The 18,325-nt window shown below is 46.7% G+C and carries 13 protein-coding genes; 4 read left to right on the top strand and 9 right to left on the bottom strand.

All coding sequences use genetic code 11. The features are described from left to right. Positions 1–10: 10 nt before the first annotated feature. The 6 genes from EK374_RS05520 to EK374_RS05495 form a co-directional block, all read right to left on the bottom strand. Entirely contained in the window at positions 11–1,312 is a 1,302-nt protein-coding gene (locus EK374_RS05520; protein ID WP_233280340.1) for a sensor histidine kinase, read from the bottom strand. 6 nt (positions 1,313–1,318) lie between these two features. Beyond that, on the bottom strand, positions 1,319–2,653 hold the full coding sequence (locus EK374_RS05515; RefSeq protein WP_127020901.1) for a sigma-54-dependent transcriptional regulator: 1,335 nt from the start codon (positions 2,651–2,653) through the stop codon (positions 1,319–1,321). A gap of 235 nt (positions 2,654–2,888) precedes the next feature. Continuing rightward, complete coding sequence (locus EK374_RS05510) at positions 2,889–4,070, bottom strand: ABC transporter permease (RefSeq protein ID WP_127020899.1); 1,182 nt, start codon at positions 4,068–4,070, stop codon at positions 2,889–2,891. A 10-nt stretch (positions 4,071–4,080) separates the two neighbouring features. Continuing rightward, a complete protein-coding gene (locus tag EK374_RS05505; protein ID WP_127020897.1) occupies positions 4,081–5,397 on the bottom strand; it encodes an ABC transporter permease in 1,317 nt (438 codons plus the stop codon). Position 5,398: 1 nt separating this feature from the next. After that, a complete protein-coding gene (locus EK374_RS05500; protein ID WP_127020895.1) occupies positions 5,399–6,109 on the bottom strand; it encodes an ABC transporter ATP-binding protein in 711 nt (236 codons plus the stop codon). Positions 6,110–6,153: 44 nt separating this feature from the next. Beyond that, on the bottom strand, positions 6,154–7,422 hold the full coding sequence (locus EK374_RS05495; RefSeq protein ID WP_127020893.1) for an efflux RND transporter periplasmic adaptor subunit: 1,269 nt from the start codon (positions 7,420–7,422) through the stop codon (positions 6,154–6,156). A 185-nt stretch (positions 7,423–7,607) separates the two neighbouring features. On the opposite strand from EK374_RS05495, the gene EK374_RS05490 reads away from it, so the two are divergent. Then, on the top strand, positions 7,608–7,904 hold the full coding sequence (locus EK374_RS05490; RefSeq protein ID WP_127020891.1) for a YciI-like protein: 297 nt from the start codon (positions 7,608–7,610) through the stop codon (positions 7,902–7,904). On the opposite strand, the gene EK374_RS05485 is transcribed toward EK374_RS05490, so the two are convergent. The 3 genes from EK374_RS05485 to EK374_RS05475 form a co-directional block, all read right to left on the bottom strand. Next, a complete protein-coding gene (locus EK374_RS05485; RefSeq protein ID WP_127020889.1) occupies positions 7,905–8,246 on the bottom strand; it encodes a YdbL family protein in 342 nt (113 codons plus the stop codon). It abuts the gene before it with no gap. 12 nt (positions 8,247–8,258) lie between these two features. Then, entirely contained in the window at positions 8,259–8,420 is a 162-nt protein-coding gene (locus EK374_RS05480) for a YnbE family lipoprotein (protein WP_233280339.1), read from the bottom strand. A gap of 86 nt (positions 8,421–8,506) precedes the next feature. After that, positions 8,507–10,492 carry an intermembrane phospholipid transport protein YdbH family protein gene (locus EK374_RS05475; RefSeq protein WP_127020885.1) on the bottom strand — a complete coding sequence of 662 codons (1,986 nt, stop codon included), beginning with the start codon at positions 10,490–10,492 and terminating at the stop codon, positions 8,507–8,509. Positions 10,493–10,715: 223 nt separating this feature from the next. On the opposite strand from EK374_RS05475, the gene EK374_RS05470 reads away from it, so the two are divergent. The 3 genes from EK374_RS05470 to EK374_RS05460 all read left to right on the top strand — a co-directional run bounded on the left by EK374_RS05470 (position 10,716) and on the right by EK374_RS05460 (position 18,307). Continuing rightward, positions 10,716–13,568: a M16 family metallopeptidase gene (locus EK374_RS05470; protein WP_127020883.1), complete on the top strand. Its 2,853-nt coding sequence runs from the start codon at positions 10,716–10,718 to the stop codon at positions 13,566–13,568. A 474-nt stretch (positions 13,569–14,042) separates the two neighbouring features. Further along, on the top strand, positions 14,043–15,161 hold the full coding sequence (locus EK374_RS05465) for an efflux RND transporter periplasmic adaptor subunit (protein ID WP_127020881.1): 1,119 nt from the start codon (positions 14,043–14,045) through the stop codon (positions 15,159–15,161). Between the two features lie 41 nt (positions 15,162–15,202). Further along, on the top strand, positions 15,203–18,307 hold the full coding sequence (locus EK374_RS05460) for an efflux RND transporter permease subunit (RefSeq protein WP_127020879.1): 3,105 nt from the start codon (positions 15,203–15,205) through the stop codon (positions 18,305–18,307). Positions 18,308–18,325: the final 18 nt, after the last annotated feature.

The raw sequence follows: 18,325 nt of genomic DNA, 5'->3' as shown, positions 1-18,325 counted from the left end.
TCAGGCTTTATCATGCCTGTTCAGCAGCGGAATTGCCAGCGCCTGAAGCCGGTAATGTAAGGCCTACCAAAAGCCCCGCGCCCTGATTTTGCAGGCTTAAACTACCACCATGGGCTTCAGCTATATCACGGCATAAGGTTAAGCCTATGCCAGAGCCATTCTCCTTGCTGGTGTAAAAAGGCACCATGGCATGAGCTAAAGCTTCGCTAGTCATACCGCCACCAGCGTCCTGCAAACGAATAAGCAACTGATCTGGCAGTTCGGTAAAACTAAGCTGAATTTGTTCTGGATCCGAGCCCGATTCATGGGCGTTTTTTAATAGATTTAACAGCAACTGCGACAACTGCAACGAGTCGGCCAACCAGACACGGCGTGGCAAATCACCTTCCAGTTCAAACTCATACTGATCCTGCAATTGGTTAATCAGCCGCGCCCATTGCACTGGAGCCAATACCGGCGTCGGTAGTTTGGCAAACTGAATATAAGACTGTAAAAACTGATTTAAATGCCGCTGACGCTCACTGATGGTCTGGAAAATTTGTTGCAACTGTTTGTGCTGCAGCTCCGTAGCGACCAACTGGCCTGAGTAAGCCAGTGAAGACAAAGGTGCCAGCGTATTATTTAATTCGTGCCCTATCACCCGCAGCAGTTTTTTCCAGGCTTTAACTTCTTCACGGTGAATTTCGCGAGTCATAGGTTTGAGCAAATACAGCTGATGTGGTTTTTGATTCAGCGAAAACGAACTTACCGACAAATGCCAAATCGATACAGGTTCGCCTAAATGCAGCAAACCTTGTTGCCCGCTTTGAATTGCCAAGGCCAGTTCAGGTAGTTTTGCCGTTAATTCAGCAAACAGCAGTCCTTCAAACTTCAGGCCCTGATGCAGTAAAACCCGGGCTGCCGGATTAGTCATCAGCACCCGACCAGTCTGATCTGTTAACACCATAGCACTGGGGCTGGATTGCAATACGGTATCGAGCAGTAATTCACGCTGATACAAAGTGGCGCGTTCCTGCCGCAATTGTGCCGACATTTGCTGCAATACTTCAGCTAAAGGTCTTAATTCACGCAGCAGCTGACGATTGGCGTCGACATTAAAACTACCATCCTGCAGGTTTTGCGCATGTAAATTCAGCGCTTCAATTTCCTGCAGTAAAGGGTTTAACGCCAGGTGCAGTACCAGCAAAATCAGCAGAGTAAAGCCAACAAAAATTCCGAACCAAAACGGTTCCGCCTTCAGATAAGACAAAAGGCCAAAAACCGGCACTAATAAAGCCAGCACCAGCACATAAACACGGCGGATCAGCTGCATAAGAAATTACACTGGTTCAATGCCATAAAACTCCATGCGCCTGTACAAGGCCTGACGGCTAATGCCCAATTGTTTAGCAGCTCTTGCTACTACCCCCTGAGCCTGTTGCAAGGCCTGTTCTATCTGCTCTTTGTCCAAATCATCCAGGGCTTTTTTCGCTGAGTTGTGCTCTTGTGGTAAAGCTAAATCAGCGGCGCTAATTTCATCGGCCAAAGTCAGCAATAAAGCGCGTTGACATAAATTTTGCAGTTCACGTACATTGCCAGGCCAGCTGTACTGCTGGAGTGCCTGTTCAGCAGCTTTGGTCAGGCTTTTTTGTCCTGCTAAAAAATGCCGCGCCAGAGGCACTATGTCATCCACTCTGTCTTTCAAAGCAGGCAAATGCAGCTGTACTACGTTGATGCGGTAATACAAATCCTGACGAAAACCACCTGCAGCTATGGCTTTGGTTAAATCGGCATTGGTGGCGCTGATAATACGGACATCCACTTTACGGGTCTGACTGGAGCCTAAACGCTCAAACTCACCGGTTTGTAATACCCGCAGTAACTTCATCTGGCCTGATAACGACAGGTTGCCAATTTCATCCAGAAATAAAGTGCCGCCATCTGCAGCTTCAAAACGGCCTATCCGGGTTTTGCTGGCACCGCTGTAAGCACCCGCTTCAGCACCGAACAGCTCAGCTTCCATTAAATCGGCAGGCAATGCGCCCATATTTACTTTAATTAAAGGCTGTTGTTTACGACTGGAATTGGCATGCAGCACCTGAGCTATACCCTCTTTGCCTGCGCCGTTTTCACCTGTGATCAGCACAGCGGCATTGCTGGGAGCCAGTTGCAAGGCCATTTGCAGCAGTTGTTCCATGGCTGTGCTGGCAAACACTAAGCCGCATAAGTCTTTACCGGCAAAAAGGCCTAACCTTTCCTGCTGCTTGCGCTCGGCTTTTAAGTTTTGTTCGGTCAGTTGTTTGATTTTCAGTGCGTTCGCCACTGTGGTTAATAAACGCTGGTCATCCCATGGTTTGGCGATATAGTCGGTAGCACCGGCTTTCACCAGCTCCACTACCATATCCAAATGAGTCCAGGCCGTCAGCAGCACCACCGGAATGGCCGGGTAATCAGAGCGCAGCTGATAAAACAGTGCTTTGCCCTGGGCACCACTCATTTCGCCTTGGGCAAAGTTCATATCCTGCAAAATCAGATCTATAGCTTGCTGCTGCAAAATGCTTTTGGCCAGAGCCGGATGCTGCGCAATAAACACCTGATAACCCTGCAACTGAAACAGGGTCATCAGGGCGGTGCACACCGCCTCGTTATCGTCGATGACCAGTATTTTTTTCATCTTATAACCTGAAGTCGGGATAATGAGTGTCGACATTTCAATTTAACAAATAAAATCAATGAGATAAACCATTCAACTTATGAAGATAACTCAGCATTTGACTGAACGTGCAAATTTTTGCGGATCTCAAGGCGCTCTTTCGTACGCCATAGTGAACTATGGCTAGAAAGAGCAACGCAGAGAGGCACAAAAAGATGCCTGTTCAGTGGCGCTGCTTATCCCGAGTTCAGGTTATTTACAGTGTCTTAGTTGCTGTTGCTGGTGAAATTCTGGTTGCTATTCTGGCAGGATACCATGTGGCCAGTGTGACACAAAGCAGCAATAAAACCAGTGTCAGCAGCGGCAGCCAGACTGGTACTGCAGGTATGCTAATCACTTTGGCCAGACTGATATTGAGAGCATAACAAACCAGAATACCAAAACCCGCACCTATGGCTGTGGTCAGCCAGCTTTCACTTAATACATCCAACAACACCCGCGCTTTACTGGCACCCAAAGCCCGTTTTATGCCTACTTCTTTTTGCATTTGCAGCGCGTGGAAATGGGCGTGGCTGTAGGCAGAAATCATAGCCACCAGCAGCATCAGACCACTTAATACGGCGAGTAAAGTGGCTAAACCAATTTCAGAGCGGAATACTTCATCACGATTTTCATCCATCCGCATTACAGTGCCAATATCCATCTCTGGTTCGGCATTTCTGATCACATCTGTGAGTTGCTGACGCACTGCTTCAGATTGACCAGGGGCGACACGGATGATCAGCTGATAGCCCATTTCCGCCCTTGCCATAGGCACAAAATTGATTGCGCCGAACAAAGGATCACTGGCATATCGTTGCGAATAAAAGTCAGACACTACGCCAACCACAGTGCCCTGATTGGTGGATTTTCCCACAGGGTTTTGCTCTGCAAACAGCTGCTTCGCCAGCTTTTCAGTCAGAATAATATTTTGAGTGCCTTTATCCAGCTCGGTCAGCTCTCTGCCTGCGACTAACTGAGTGCCAAGCACCTGAAAAATCTGACTACCCGTATTGTAATATGGCACTGAATCGACATTACTTTCGTCCTGACGGTCCGTTTCAAAGATATTGGAATTTGAGCCGCCCTGCCGTAAAGGGATCTGATTGGTGTATTCAGCAGCTTCAACACCTGGGATAAGTCGCACTGCGGCTAATTGCCGACTGATCACTTCGGATAATGCAGGCTCAACCCGCATCGCTGTACTGGTCGGTTTCACCCTCACAGTCAGAATTTGTTCCAGCGCTAAACCTGTTGGTTGATCCACCAAGTCTTTAGCTGCACTGGCCAACAGCAAGGAATTCACCACTAAACCTAAGGTGACAGCCAGCTGCAGCAGCAATAAAGCTGTCACCACTTTACGGCGTAATAAGGATTTAATAATTAAAAATACCGACATGATGATCTCCTTATTGTTTTAACTGCTGATTCAACGGGCTGAATGAGGTTTTTAAGGCTGGATACAAGGTCACCAGGTAGCTGATTAGCAGCACAAAGAGCGCCATGACGCCTAACATCTGCCAGTCCCAGCTAGCTAAAGCGCGGGTTCCTGGCAATAAGGAGTTAATGGTCCATAAGCCCAGCTGCGCAAAGAATAAAGCTGCGGCAAAAGCTAAAGCTGAACTTAATAACACATCCGCCATAATCTGGCTTTGTAACTGCCAGCGGCTGGCACCTAAAGCCCGGCGCAAACTGAATTCATATTGATTCGCCATATAACGGTTTAACGATAAGTGACCTGCGTTCACTACACAGACCAGCAAGAATAATGAAGCCACTAAAGCAAAAGCATCCAGTTGATCATTGGTTGCACGCAGTGCCTTCTGTACGTTCAGAATATTATCCAGCTTATTGCTTTCTGGACGCTGATGACGGCCAGCAGCTTTTTCGTCAGCCACCAGATTTTTCAGAAATTGTTGGTACTGCTGCACTTTTTCCGGGCTATCTAATTGCACCCAAAACTGCAGCTGATTAGCAAAATTGTTTCTGGCCATTTGTGGGTAAGTGGCCATATTGCCATCCCAGTCCACATCAAAATAAGAATTTTGAGTATTGGACTGAATTGCCAGATCGTAAGCAGTCTCTAATGGGATATAGATATCTTCAGCGGGTTCAGCAGAGCGACGACCATTGACGTCATACAAACGCGGCAACATAGCCCAGTCATTCAGCACGCCTATGACTTTATACAGCTTGTCATCAATCAGCATCTCCTGCCCTACCACATCAGTGCGGCTAAAAAACTTCAACGCGGTATTTTTGCTGATCACTACTTCCATTCGCGCTTTATTATCAGGCCAGGTTTCACCATGTAAAAAAGGCACATTAAACAGCTTAAAAAAATCACGCTGGGTAATACGCAATTCCACCTGACTGGGTGTAGCTTGCTGATTTTCTACAGTTTTAGCATAAGCATCGCTGGAAAACATCGCCGCTTCGGCTGAAGTAATACCGCTGCCACTCATCTTTTGCATATCCATGTAACTCATGACCCGGGGCGGATCAAAACAATCGGTGCAATCTCCTGGTACTGAGTTAATGCGAGCCATAAACAGAGTGGCGCTTTTTTCCGGAATAGGGTCGCGGTTCATCCAGTAATACAAAGTGGCATTACTGAAAAAAGTGCCTAACCCTAAACTTAAAATCAGTAAGGTTAAAGCATAAGGCAAAGGGGCTCTTTTAATGCTGTACCAGCTTAGCTTCAGGTTATGAATTAAGGCTTCCATCTTAAGCTCCTGCGACTAAAGGTTCGTACCCAAGAGGTTCATATAATGTCGCGTCATTCAGCTGTCCATCAACAATCTGAATATGACGGTTGGCACGACGGGCCTGATCCGGATCGTGTGTCACCATTAGAATGGTGCAACCTTGCTGGTTAATTTTTTCCAACAGCTCCATCACCTGACGCGCCATCAGTGAGTCCAGATTCCCTGTAGGTTCATCCGCCAGCAGAATGCGTGGCTCACCGGCAATAGCCCGGGCTATAGCGACACGTTGCTGCTGACCACCAGACAGCTGGCTTGGGTGATAATCACGGCGCGCCGCTAAACCCACAGTTTCCAGCGCCTGTTCCACCCGGCGTTTACGCTCAGCTGCACTAAAACCACGGTAACGCAGCGGCAGCTCGATATTGTCGAACAAGCTGAAATCTTTAATCAGGTTAAAGCCCTGAAAAATAAAACCTATTTTTTCATTGCGAAGTGCTGACAGTTCCCGGTCCGACAAGCCTTTGACAGAGCGGCCGTCCAGTAAATAATCGCCCTGATCAAAACTTTCTAAAGTGCCAAGCACATTCAGCAAGGTAGATTTACCGGAACCAGACGGGCCAGTTAAAGCGGCAAATTCGCCTTCGTTCACCTGCAGATTAATCTGACGCAGGGCATGAGTTTCAATTAAGTCGGTTCGGAAAATTTTGCTCAGGTTATTAATTTTAATCATGATTTTCTCCTTTAGGGCTCAAGCCCAAGATTCCTGTGAAAGCCTTAGTTCAGTTGAACTCTGTCTTGTTGCTTAAATTCATCCAGATTAGAAATGACCCATTGGTCACCTTCTTTGGCACCTTGTAATATTTCGACGTACTGCACGGACGATGCACCTAACACCACCGGGGTTTTCACCGCCAGATTATTCGTCACCTGATAAGCAATACGGCTGGCACCAGAGCCAACAAAGTCGCCACGTTTAATGCGAAGTACATTGTCTTTTTGCTCAATAATGACGCGGGCTGATAAACGCTGGTTTTGACGTAAGCTGGTGCTGTCGTTCTGAGAAAAACGGACACGGGCTGTGACTAAGTTGTCTTTGACTTCAGGCGCTATATGGCTCAGCTCACCTTTGAGTTGCTGATTGCCCAAATTCACTTCAACTAACATACCTACAGCTAAATCGCGGATATAACTTTCCTGCACCGACAGCTCGGCCTCGTAACGGCTTAAGTCGATAACAGTCAATAACCCAGTGCCCGCCACTACATGGCTTTGCTGCTCGACCAGCCAGTTGCCGACCTGACCCGTGACAGGTGCTTTAATTTGTAATGCCGCCAGTTTCCGATCCAGTTCAGCAACCACCAAAGCCTGACGAGCTAAGGCGGACTGACCAGACTTTTTTTCGAAACTCAATTTATCAGTGGCCAATGCGACCTTGCGTTTGGCATGATCAAATTCCAGCTCAGCCTGTAATAATTTGTCTTTGGCGACGTCGTAATCCAGTTGGCGAATCACCCCCATTTTGATCGATTGTTCAGCCCGGGCCAGCTCACGTTTCGCAGCCACTAAATTCACCTGAGCTGTGTTTTGCACTTGTTCCATATCCAGTTGCAGTTCACGGGCTAATAAAGCTGAACGCTCAAAATCGGATTCCATACTGGCGAGCAAAGCCCGTTGTTGTTCCAACTCGTTATCTAAAGCCGGACTGGAGACCACTGCCAGCAAATCGCCTAATTGCACAGCTTCACCAGGTTGCTTCAAGTACTGTACCTGGCCTGCTTCCTGACTAAATAAGGTTGGAGCATTGGCTGCTACGACCCTACCCTGCACTGATAAGTCGCGGGTAAAGCTGCCTCGTTCTACTATAGCCAGTTGCACCTGATCTTTTGGCAAGACTAAAGAAGCCTGAGCCGAGCTGGCCGCCATCAGGCTATAACTGATATAACTAACGCCTGCCATAAACAAAATTGCCACTACAGGGCGACGCCACTGCCTGGTTTTGTTCGGTTGGATTTGAATATCCTGATTTTCTGTACCCTGGATCATCACTGTTCTCCATCATCTGATTAACCAGATATAGCAGGGAACGTGCCATCGCAAAAAATTGGTGTAAGCTATTGTTTTATATTTAAATGATGAAAAACCACTGACTAATTAAAACTGTCCGCGGACAGATAAAGTGTCCGCACAAATCAAGCGGACAGCGGACATAAAGAAACGAAGGAGTAACAATGCATTATTTATTGCAGTATCAAACCTCAGCCGATTATCTGGAAAAACGGGTGTTGTTTCGTGCCGAACATTTGCAATTGGCCTGGTTGGCCGCAGAGCGCGGAGAATTGGTATTAGGCGGAGCAGTTGGCGAGCCCATCGAAAGCGCTCTGCTGCTGTTTAATGTTGCAGATCCGGCGCAGGTTCAAGCCTTTGCAGAATCGGATCCCTACGTGATTAACGGCTTGGTCAGCAGCTACCGTATCCTGCCATGGCATACAGTAGTGGGTGAGCAAGCCGCGAATCCGGTTCGTTAATTATTTTTTCTGCCACTGGCCGTTCAGATAAATAAACTGGCCGGGGTCGGTTTTTTCAATGGCTTTTTTACCTGCAATAGCTTCGACATCAGCTAACTGAATGCCGTTTTTAGCGGCCAGTTTTTGATACTCAGCTTTGCGGGCTTTGTTAATTAATTCCGCTATTTCTTTGGCTTGAGCTGATGAGCCCACTACGCCCAAGTAACCGTTTGGTTGTTCACCAACCAAGCCCTGAGTTTTTGCCGCGCCTAAGGCCGACATAGCTTGTTGTAAATCCATGGACATTACAGGCAAACTGATAGCAAATACAGCTGAAAGGGCTAATTTAGTTAAAGTTTTCATATCTTGGCTTCCTTAAAATAAACCGCTGGAATCACTGATTAATTCGTCCAGTTCTTTGTCCACTTTAATCAAAATTTCATGCTGAATTTTGACATTCAAATTGATATTAATGGGCTCATTTGGCATAGCCACCTGCACTGTGGGTGTACAGGCTGTGGTTACTAAAATGGCCAAACAAAGGCTCAGGCCTTGCTTTACAAGCCTCCCCTGACCTAGAGCCAGCGGCTGTGAACATGGTTTTTCCTGCCAATTTCGCATCATTACTCCTTGCGGGCGTCTTTGGCTTTTTGGGCGGCCAGACGCTGTTGAACCCGTTTTTTAACTACGTCGCTGACCTGACCACTTAACTGTAGGCTGGTGATCATAGCCGGTAAATTCTCTTCTAAATTAATACTGAAATTCACAGCCCGGCCTTTTTCGAAATCCGGGTTATTGCCTTCCAGTTTAAGCGCCAGTACTAACTGACCTTCTTTGCTGTAACTGATTCCAGCCGACAGCACTGAAAAATGAAAATTCTGCAGCGCCTGCATCACAATCTTCATGCCCTGATTCGATGCGGCCATGGCCTGGGCTTTCTCAGACTGATAGGCAATTTGGCCACCAGGCTCTAAAGCCGCCACAGAGCCCTGAGCGACCGTCAGCTTGCCTTGTTCTATGCTCAGAGGCAAAGTTCCGGACAGAGTTCCCTGCCCGGAGATATCGGCGCTTGGATGCTGCTTCAATAACTCTGCCAATTGCAGTTTATCCAGCTGCAGCAGCACTTTAGCATCTTTACTTAAATCAATCTGCTGCCCGGTGCCTCGAACCTGTCCGCCAAATAAAGCCAGTTGCAGCTGCTTCAGATCTAACTTCCCTTTGAACCAATCCGGTGCTGTTGTTTGGTACACCGCATTCAGCTCCAAAGGCCCCATCACCAAACCATGATTGACCTGTTGCAGCTTGAGATCACCAGTCTGAACTGTCCAGACCGCACCTTCGCTGAACAACTTCAGTGTGGTGGTTAAACCACTAAATACAGTTCTGTCGTAAATACCGCTCAAATCCCGCAGCACCAGTTCTGTTTGCTGTTTGGTCAGTGCCATGCTGCCAAGGTCAAACTCCAGCTGGCCTTTGCCTGAGGCTTTACCTTTTTGCAATGTCAGCAGTTCTGGCCAAAAAGGCCCAATTTGTAGCGGGTTTCCAGCCAGAAAAAACAGCTCTGGCAAGGCCCAGCTGACACTGATGTTTTGCTCCGCCAGTTGTACTTTATGCTCAAGCGCCAAAGATAAACTGTTCTCTAACCGACCTTCGATTTGTGCTTGATGCTGCTGGTACAAGGCCGAACCAGCCCAGTTCCAGTCCAGTGTCTTTAGCATCGGATGCTGCAGTTGCGTCAGCTCAAGTTTCAGATCGCTTTTCAGCTGTGCATTTGCCAATTGCGTTGGGTCCAGCTCCAGCTGCAGTGACTGCGCATTCACTACCAACTGTTGGATCTGCAGTTGTGGCTGCTGATAACCGGCTTTCAGATGCAGCGGATTTGTGGTTTCAAATTGCAGCTGATTGTTTTGCCAGACAGCGCGACCACTCAACTTTAGATCCAAATCAGACAGCTGATGCTGCTGCCACTGCAACTTGCTGCTTGTAAGGCTCAGTTCAAACTGTGGAATGTTCAGCTGTTCGGCTGTTGGTGTGATCAAAGCTTTGAGCGCCAACTTTGCATCACCCACACCTTCAATAAATACGGCTTGTTGATTTGCCAGTTGCAGCTGTATTTGCTGGTTTTGTTCGCTGTAGGTTAATGAACCTGTCAGTTGGCAGTCAGCCTTGTCAGTACCGCTGCTATTGCTGAGTTTAGTATTTAAACGGGCACAAGGCAGCGAGACTTCTAACTGTTCAAAGGACAACACCTTCGGCAACCAAAGCGGCAAAGTAGGCACTGACAAGGTCGCGTCAGGCTCTGCTGCTGTGGATGCCTCTAATTGTAAATCCAACTGAGCTTTAAGTGATGTAGCCACAACCCGGTCTAAAGGCCAGGGCAAGCCAGTCCAGCCGAGCTCCAGCTGTTCCAGTTGCACCTGCTGATGACCGGAAAACGGCAACTGTAAGGACAACAGCTCAACACGGGCCGAGCCCCATGACAAGTCCAGGCCTTGCCATTTGGGATTCAATTGAGTCCACCAGAATTGCAACTGGATAAAAGCGAACAAAGCGCCTGCCAGCAACAGTAACAACAGGTTCCACTTTAACCAGGAACTTGATTTCTTCACGCCTGACCCCGTCTTCGCCACGTCATGCCCTTTTTGCTTATTCAAACCTTAAGTCATCAGACTGAACAGTAAGTGAATTTTTACCCTAGTCTGGCGTTAAACTGCGCAGTGGGCCAGTACATTTGAACCTGCTCCAACGGCATTGTATCGTTTTGTTACATAGTTGTATCTTTTTAACCCAAAAGAAACGTGCTTTAATCAGGCGGTTAACAAGGAGGAACATATGAACAAATCTAAACTGGCAATTGCCGTCGCTTTTGCCGTGACCTTAGCAGCCTGTGGCACTCAGACTCAGACTCAAACCCAATCGAACTTACCTGCTGGTGTAAAACTAATAGAACAGTCAGCACCTTCGCAAGGTATTCATATCCCATACAAAAAGTATCAGTTGGACAATGGTTTAACTGTTATTGTTCATGAAGACAACTCAGACCCACTGGTGCATGTTGATGTCACTTATCACGTTGGTTCAGCCCGCGAAGAATTAGGTAAATCAGGTTTTGCCCACTTTTTTGAACACATGATGTTTCAGGGTTCAGAAAACGTTGGTGACGAACAGCACTTCAAAATTATTACAGAAGCTGGCGGTACTTTAAACGGCACCACCAACTCAGACCGCACTAACTACTTTGAAACAGTACCAGTGAATCAGGTCGAAAAAATGCTGTGGTTAGAAGCCGATCGTATGGGTTTTTTACTGGATGCAGTGACAGAGAAGAAATTTGAAGTACAACGCGAAACTGTGAAAAACGAACGCGGCCAGCGTGTCGACAACCAGCCGTACGGCCGCTTAAATGAGCGGGTATCTCAGGCTTTGTATCCTGATGGCCATCCGTATTCCTGGCCAGTGATTGGTTATATGGACGATTTAAACCGCGCTAACGTCAATGACGTAAAAGCCTTCTTCCTGCGTTGGTACGGCCCGAATAACGCAACTTTAACTGTAGGTGGTGCTGTCAAAGCCGAAGATATTTTACCTATGGTACAAAAATACTTTGGCTCTATTCCACGTGGTCCTGAAGTCACGGATGCAACCAAGTCCCTGGTGAAACTGCCGGAAACCCGTTATATATCAATGGAAGACAATGTGCATTTGCCGCTGGTGTATATCGCTTACCCAACAGCTTATGCCAATCACAAAGACGAAGCTGCTTTAGATATCTTGTCGGAAATTTTAGGTGGCGGTAATAATTCGCTGTTGTATAAAAATCTGGTGAAAAATCAGCTGGCCGTTCAGGCTTCCGTTTCACACCCGTGCCGCGAGTTGGCCTGTGAGTTTTCTTTGTATGCATTGGCTCACCCGGCTTCAGGTAAAAACCTGGCTGATATCGAGCAGATCATCCGTGCCAGTCTGACTGAGTTTGAACAACGCGGCGTGACAGACGACGACTTGTTAAAAGTAAAAGCCAAGATAGAAGCAGATAGCATTTTTGGCCTGCAAAGCGTAGCAGGAAAAGTCAGTCAACTGGCAGCCAGCCAAACCTTCCAGGGCAAACCAGACACCATTGGTGACGACATAGCCCGTTATAACGCAGTCACCAAAGAAGATGTAATGCGGGTATACAACACCTACATTAAAAATCAAAACTCAGTGGTGATGAGTGTAGTACCAAAGGGTAAGAAACAACTTATTGCCAAAGCTGATAACTTTACACCTGTAAAACATGATTTTGGTGGCCCGTCGACGACCAAAGCTGAAGATTTGCAAGTGCGTAAAGCGACAGATACTTTTGATCGCAGCAAACAACCTATGGCGGGTATGAACCCTGCAGTTGAATTGCCGGCAACATGGACTACAGATCTCGGTAACGGTATTAAAGTGCTGGGTAGTCAAAGTACTGAAACTCCAACCACCTCTTTATTGTTAAAAATTCCGGTGGGCCGTTATTACGAAACTGCTGATAAAGCGGGTATATCCGCAATGCTGGCTTCCATTCTGAATGAAAGTACTCAAAATTACAGCACAGAACAAATGAGTCTGGAGCTGGAAAAACTGGGTAGCAATATCAGCATTAGCTCAGGTGACAGTTACATTAATGTATTTGTTTCAAGCTTAAGTAAAAACCTGCCACAAACCTTAGTGCTGCTGGAAGAGAAATTACGTAGCCCTGCTTTTAAAGCTGAAGACTTCAACCGCCTGCAACAACAAACCCTGCAGGGTATTCAGCACAGCGCGACGAACCCAGCTTATATAGCAGCAACAACTTACAACAAAATGATGTACGACGGCAGTATTGCTGCGCTGCCAGGCGCCGGTACTCTGGACTCTGTCAGCAAGTTGACACTGGACGATGTGAAGAACTGGTATCAAACCTACTTCAAACCAGCAGGTGGTCAGTTGATTGTAGTGTCCGACTTAACACAGGACAAAGTGGCTACAGAGCTGAAAAACCAATTGTCTGACTGGCAAGGTAAAGGCCCGGATGTGCAGGTCAATACAGGTAAAATGACGGCCAAACCAGGCACTATTTATCTGTTGGATAAACCTGATGCGCCACAGTCAGAAATCCGCATTGGTAAGCGTTCACTGACACAAGATATCACCGGCGAATTTTATAAGGCTGGCCTGATGAACTTTGTATTGGGAGGTACTTTTAATAGTCGTATTAACCTTAATCTGCGTGAAGATAAAGGCTATACCTATGGTGCCCGCGCCAGCTTTAATGCCGACAAGTTTGCGGGTACTTACACCGCATCTGCCGCAGTACGTGCTGACGCAACAGCCGACTCTATCCGTCAATTTATCAATGAAATGAATACCTATCAGCAAAACGGTATTCAGGATGATGAGCTGGCCTTTATGCGCCTGGCTATTAATCAATCTGATGCATTGAAATACGAAACGCCTAACGCAAAATTAGGTTTTATGGCACAAATTCTGGAATTTGATTTAACTCCGGACTTTGTACGTGAACGTAATCAGATAGTTTCAACCATCAGCAAAGAGCAACTCAATGCTTTAGCCGCCAAACACCTGAATACCAAAGAAATGACAATTTTGGTGGTTGGCGATGCAAAAAGCTTAACGCCTGAACTGGAAAAACTGGGTTATCCGGTAGAAAAAATCAGCCTGTAATTCAGGCGAAACCTGATGAGGCCGCCGCCTGGCGGCCTCATTTTTAATTAGGTCTCTGAGCGCGTCCGTCAGCTCAATTGCTATTTGTTAAATTCCCTGCAATTTGGTTACAAATATTTCCGACTATCCCATAGGTGAAACCAGTTTTGCTCGTTACACTATAGCTGTCTTTTTTCTGAGCATTGTTGCTGTTCAAAACAGATAAAACCTACGGAAAAACAGACGCAGGCTTACACAAATCCAGGAGCTTCAGCTTCATCTTTCTTAAATTTTTATTAAGTTATGACTAATCGTCACAATTTTTAATAAAACGTGGCACACTAGCTTGCCCGCTAAACCTGATTGCGGCTGTTCAATAATAAAAAGCTCACTCGGGCTGACTTTTTCCGCACTGCGAATCCGAAAGTGCTGCTAAGTCGTATTCTCAAGACTGAAACTCTTGGGTCAATATTAACTTTTAATCTGGTTACTGTTATGAAAAGATTTAAATCCATACTATTCGCTATTCTTGGCTTGCTCTGTGTGTTTGCGTTACTTGCCGGGATAAAGTTTGACCAGATTTTGACCATGATCAAATCGGGCGAAACCTTTGTCCCTCCTCCTGCCTATGTCAGCACTTTTAGTGTCGAACAACAAAGCTGGCCCAATACCTATAATGCTATTGGCACAGTGCTGGCAGACGAAGGTATTGTGGTAGCTGCCGAAGTACCGGGCCGGGTGAAAAAAATAAGCTTTAGCAATGGCCAGCAAGTGAAAGCTGGTACTGTGTTGATTGAACAGGACGTGACAAACGAGCAAGCTCAGTTGCGTTCAGCCGAAGCCAGCTTCAAGTTGGCAAAAACCAGTTATGAGCGCTTAGTGCAGTTACGCCGCACCAACATTGCCACTCAAAGTGAATTAGACAACGCCAAACAACAACTCGACAGCGCTTTAGCTCAGGTCGACAACTTAAAAGCAACCTTACAGAAAAAAGTCATTCGCGCACCTTTTGATGGTCGTATTGGTATTCGTCAGGTTGACTTAGGTACAGATTTACAGGCTGGTACTGCCATAGTGTCATTACAAGCCACCAACAAAGTACGGGTAAACTTCCCCGTGCCGCAAAACTGGCTGACTCAGATCACTAAAGGTTTACCTGTTGAAGTGTCAGTAGGAGATGGTGCTGTAATAGTCAAAGGTGAAATCAGTGCTATTGGCGCCGAAATTAATACCAGTACCCGTAATGTCATAGTGCAGTCTATTTTAGACAACAGCACTAACGTGTTAATACCAGGTATGGCCGTATCGAGCACTGTGACCTTAACAGAGCCGCATCAGTTGCTGGTGGTGCCAAGCACAGCCATTATTTACGCTCCTTTTGGTGACACTGTATTTGTAGTGGAAAAAGATGACAAAGGCGGCTTAAAAGCCCGTCAGCAGTTTGTCCGCTTAGGCAAAGCCCGTGGTGATTTTGTTGAGGTGATCAATGGCCTTAAAGCCGGTGATCAGGTGGTAAGTGCAGGTGCATTTAAATTATTTAATGGCCAGTCTGTGGTACTGAGCAAAACTCAGCCACCAGAATTTAAAGCTGCGCCAACACCAGCTGATACCTGATTTGACGAACATCATCACCAGCCATTAACAATGAGCAGATTATGAATTTTACCGATATTTTTATTAAAAAGCCTGTGCTGGCCATAGTGGTCAGCCTGCTGATATTGCTGGCTGGTTTCCAGTCGATGAGCAATATGACGGTACGGCAGTACCCACGTTCAGATATAGCTGTGATAAGAATTACCACAGCTTATATAGGCGCAAATGCTGATTTAGTCCGTGGTTTTATTACCACGCCTATCGAACGAGCTATAGCCTCTGCCGGTGGTATCGACTACATCGAGTCGCAGAGCACTATGGGCGTATCGAGCGTTGTAGCGCATTTGCATCTGAACTATGACCCGCTCAAAGCCATGACGGAAATCAGCGCTAAGGTCAACCAGGTGCGTGGTGATTTGCCACCAGAAGCCGAAGTACCGGCTATTGCCATTGAAGCGGCTGACAGTCAGTTTGCCTCAGCTTATTTAAGCTTCAGCTCAGATATTCTGGAACAAAATCAAATCACTGAATTTTTAAGCCGCTCAGTGCAGCCGCGTTTAATTGCGATCAGTGGTGTACAAAAAGCCGATATTCTCGGTGGCCGCACCTTTGCAATGCGGGTCTGGTTAAAACCAGAGCGTATGGCCGCTTTAGGCATTACGGCTTCTGATATCCGTACAGCGCTGACCGACAATAATATTCAGGCCACTATAGGCCAAACCCGTGGTGCTTACACTCAGGTGAATTTACGCGCCAACACAGATATGAAAGGTGTGGACGAATTTAAGCGCATGATTTTACGTCAGAATAGCGACGGTATAGTGCGTTTATCTGATGTAGCCGATGTAGTTTTGGGTGCTGACGATTACAACACGAACGTCAACTACTCAGGTGAAACAGCGGTCTTTATGGGGGTGTTTGTTGCACCTAACGCCAACTCTTTAGATGTCATTAAAGCTGTCACCAAAGAGATGGAACAGATCAAAGCAGACTTGCCCAGCGGTTTAACAGGAGAAGTCTCCTACGATGCGACTAAATACATTGAAGCTGCCATTGACGATGTCATTAAGACGCTCGGTGAAACCTTGCTGATCATCATAGTGGTGATATTCCTGTTTTTAGGCTTCAGCCGTTCAGTGCTTATTCCTATTATCGCCATTCCGCTGTCTCTGATTGGCGCCATGTTTATTATGAAACTCTTTGGCTTCTCATTAAACCTGCTCACCTTGCTGTCGATCGTATTGTCTGTCGGTCTGGTGGTGGATGACGCCATTGTTATGGTAGAAAACATTGAACGTCATATTCAAAACGGCCTGAAGCCATTTAAAGCAGCCTTAGTGGCGGCCCGCGAATTGGGTGGCCCTATTATTGCGATGACAGTGACGCTGATTTCAGTCTATGTGCCTATAGGTTTACAAGGCGGTTTAACCGGTACTTTATTCCGCGAATTTGCCATTACACTGGCAGGTGCTGTAGCTATTTCTGCCATAGTGGCTATTACGCTATCGCCTATGATGGCCTCACGTATGTTAAAACCTCATACCAGTTTAAAAGCGCCACTGGATGGTATTTTCAACCGTTTCCAGCATTTTTACAGCCGTAAGCTGGAAAGCAGTTTAAATAACAGGCTTGGGGTCTATGTGTTCTGGTTTGGCATTATGCTGCTCTGTGTACCTTTGTACAACTATTCGCCGAAAGAGCTGGCACCAGTGGAAGATCAAGGTGTGATCTTTGGTATTGTTGACTCTCCTGCCAACTCGACTGTTGATCAATCGTCTTATTATGGCAAGTACGTTAACGAAGCTTTTATGTCAGTGCCTGAAACCGACTTTACCTTCCAAATCACCACTCCGACGGGCGGTTTTGGCGGTATGGTGACCAAACCCTGGGCAGAACGTGAACGCACCGTGTTTGAACTGATGCCGGAAGTACAACAAAAACTGACTGAAATTTCTGGCGTACGGATTTTACCTATCACTCCACCTTCGTTACCTGGTGGTGGTCAATTCCCGGTCGAGTTCGTAATTGCTTCTACGGCCGAATCCACGGAGATTTACGACTACGCGCTGAAACTGGAAAAAGTAATGCGCGAAAGCGGCATGTTCCCGTTCCAGGTGATTGATATGAAAGTAGATCAACCTGAGTATCAACTGAATATCGACCGCGATAAAGTGGCCGATTTAGGCCTGAATATGAAGGATGTAGTACAGGACTTAGGCACCTTGTTAGGCGGTGGTTATGTCAACCGCTTTAACATGGCCGGTCAAAGCTACAAAGTGGTGCCCCAAGTGAAACGTATAGAGCGTTTAACCCCTGATGATTTAACCAACCTCTATATCAAAGGTCCACAAGACCAGATGATACGGGTCGATCAAATTGCCAGCCTGACGCACAGCACTGTGCCACGCAGTATCAACCGTATGCAGCAACTGAACGCAGTGAAAATCAGTGGTGTGACTATTAAGCCACTGGATGAAACCTTAACCTTCCTTGAAACTGAAGCGAAAAAGTTACTGCCAAGTAATTATTCGGTTGATTACACAGGTGAATCCCGTCAGTTAAAACGTGAAGGCAACACCTTCCTGCCAGCTTTTACTTTGGCCGTGACTATGATTTTCCTGGTGCTGGCAGCTCAGTACAACAGCTTCCGTGACCCTATCGTCATCTTGTTAGGTTCGGTGCCTCTGGCTCTGTTTGGTGCGCTGGTGTTTACCTTCCTGAAAATTCCGGCACCAATGCCGTTTTACACCGACGGCTTTACCAGCACACTGAATATCTATTCGCAGGTGGGATTAGTCACGCTGATAGGTTTGATTGCGCGTAACGGTATTTTGGTGGTGGAATTTGCCAACAAGCTGCAGGAACAAGGCAAATCCAAACTGGAGGCTATTCGTGAAGCTTCAGTGCTGCGTTTACGCCCTGTAATGATGACCAGTATCGCCACTATCGCAGGCCACACTCCGCTGATCTTCGCCGAAGGTGCAGGTGCTGCGGCCCGTAACTCTATAGGTATAGTGCTGGTACTGGGCATGACTATTGGTACCTTTATGACGCTTTTCGTGTTGCCTTCTGTCTATATGCTGATTGCAAAAGATCATAGCCACGACAAGGTAATGGATGAAGACGATGATGCATTGGCAGAGCCAACAGCAAAAAATGCTCATTAATCAGCATTAAAAATTAAA

The organism is Rheinheimera mangrovi, assembly GCF_003990335.1.
Lineage (GTDB): Bacteria > Pseudomonadota > Gammaproteobacteria > Enterobacterales > Alteromonadaceae > Pararheinheimera > Pararheinheimera mangrovi.
The sequence above is the reverse complement of the archived record's forward strand: the minus strand, read 5'-3'. Positions and strand labels throughout refer to the sequence as shown.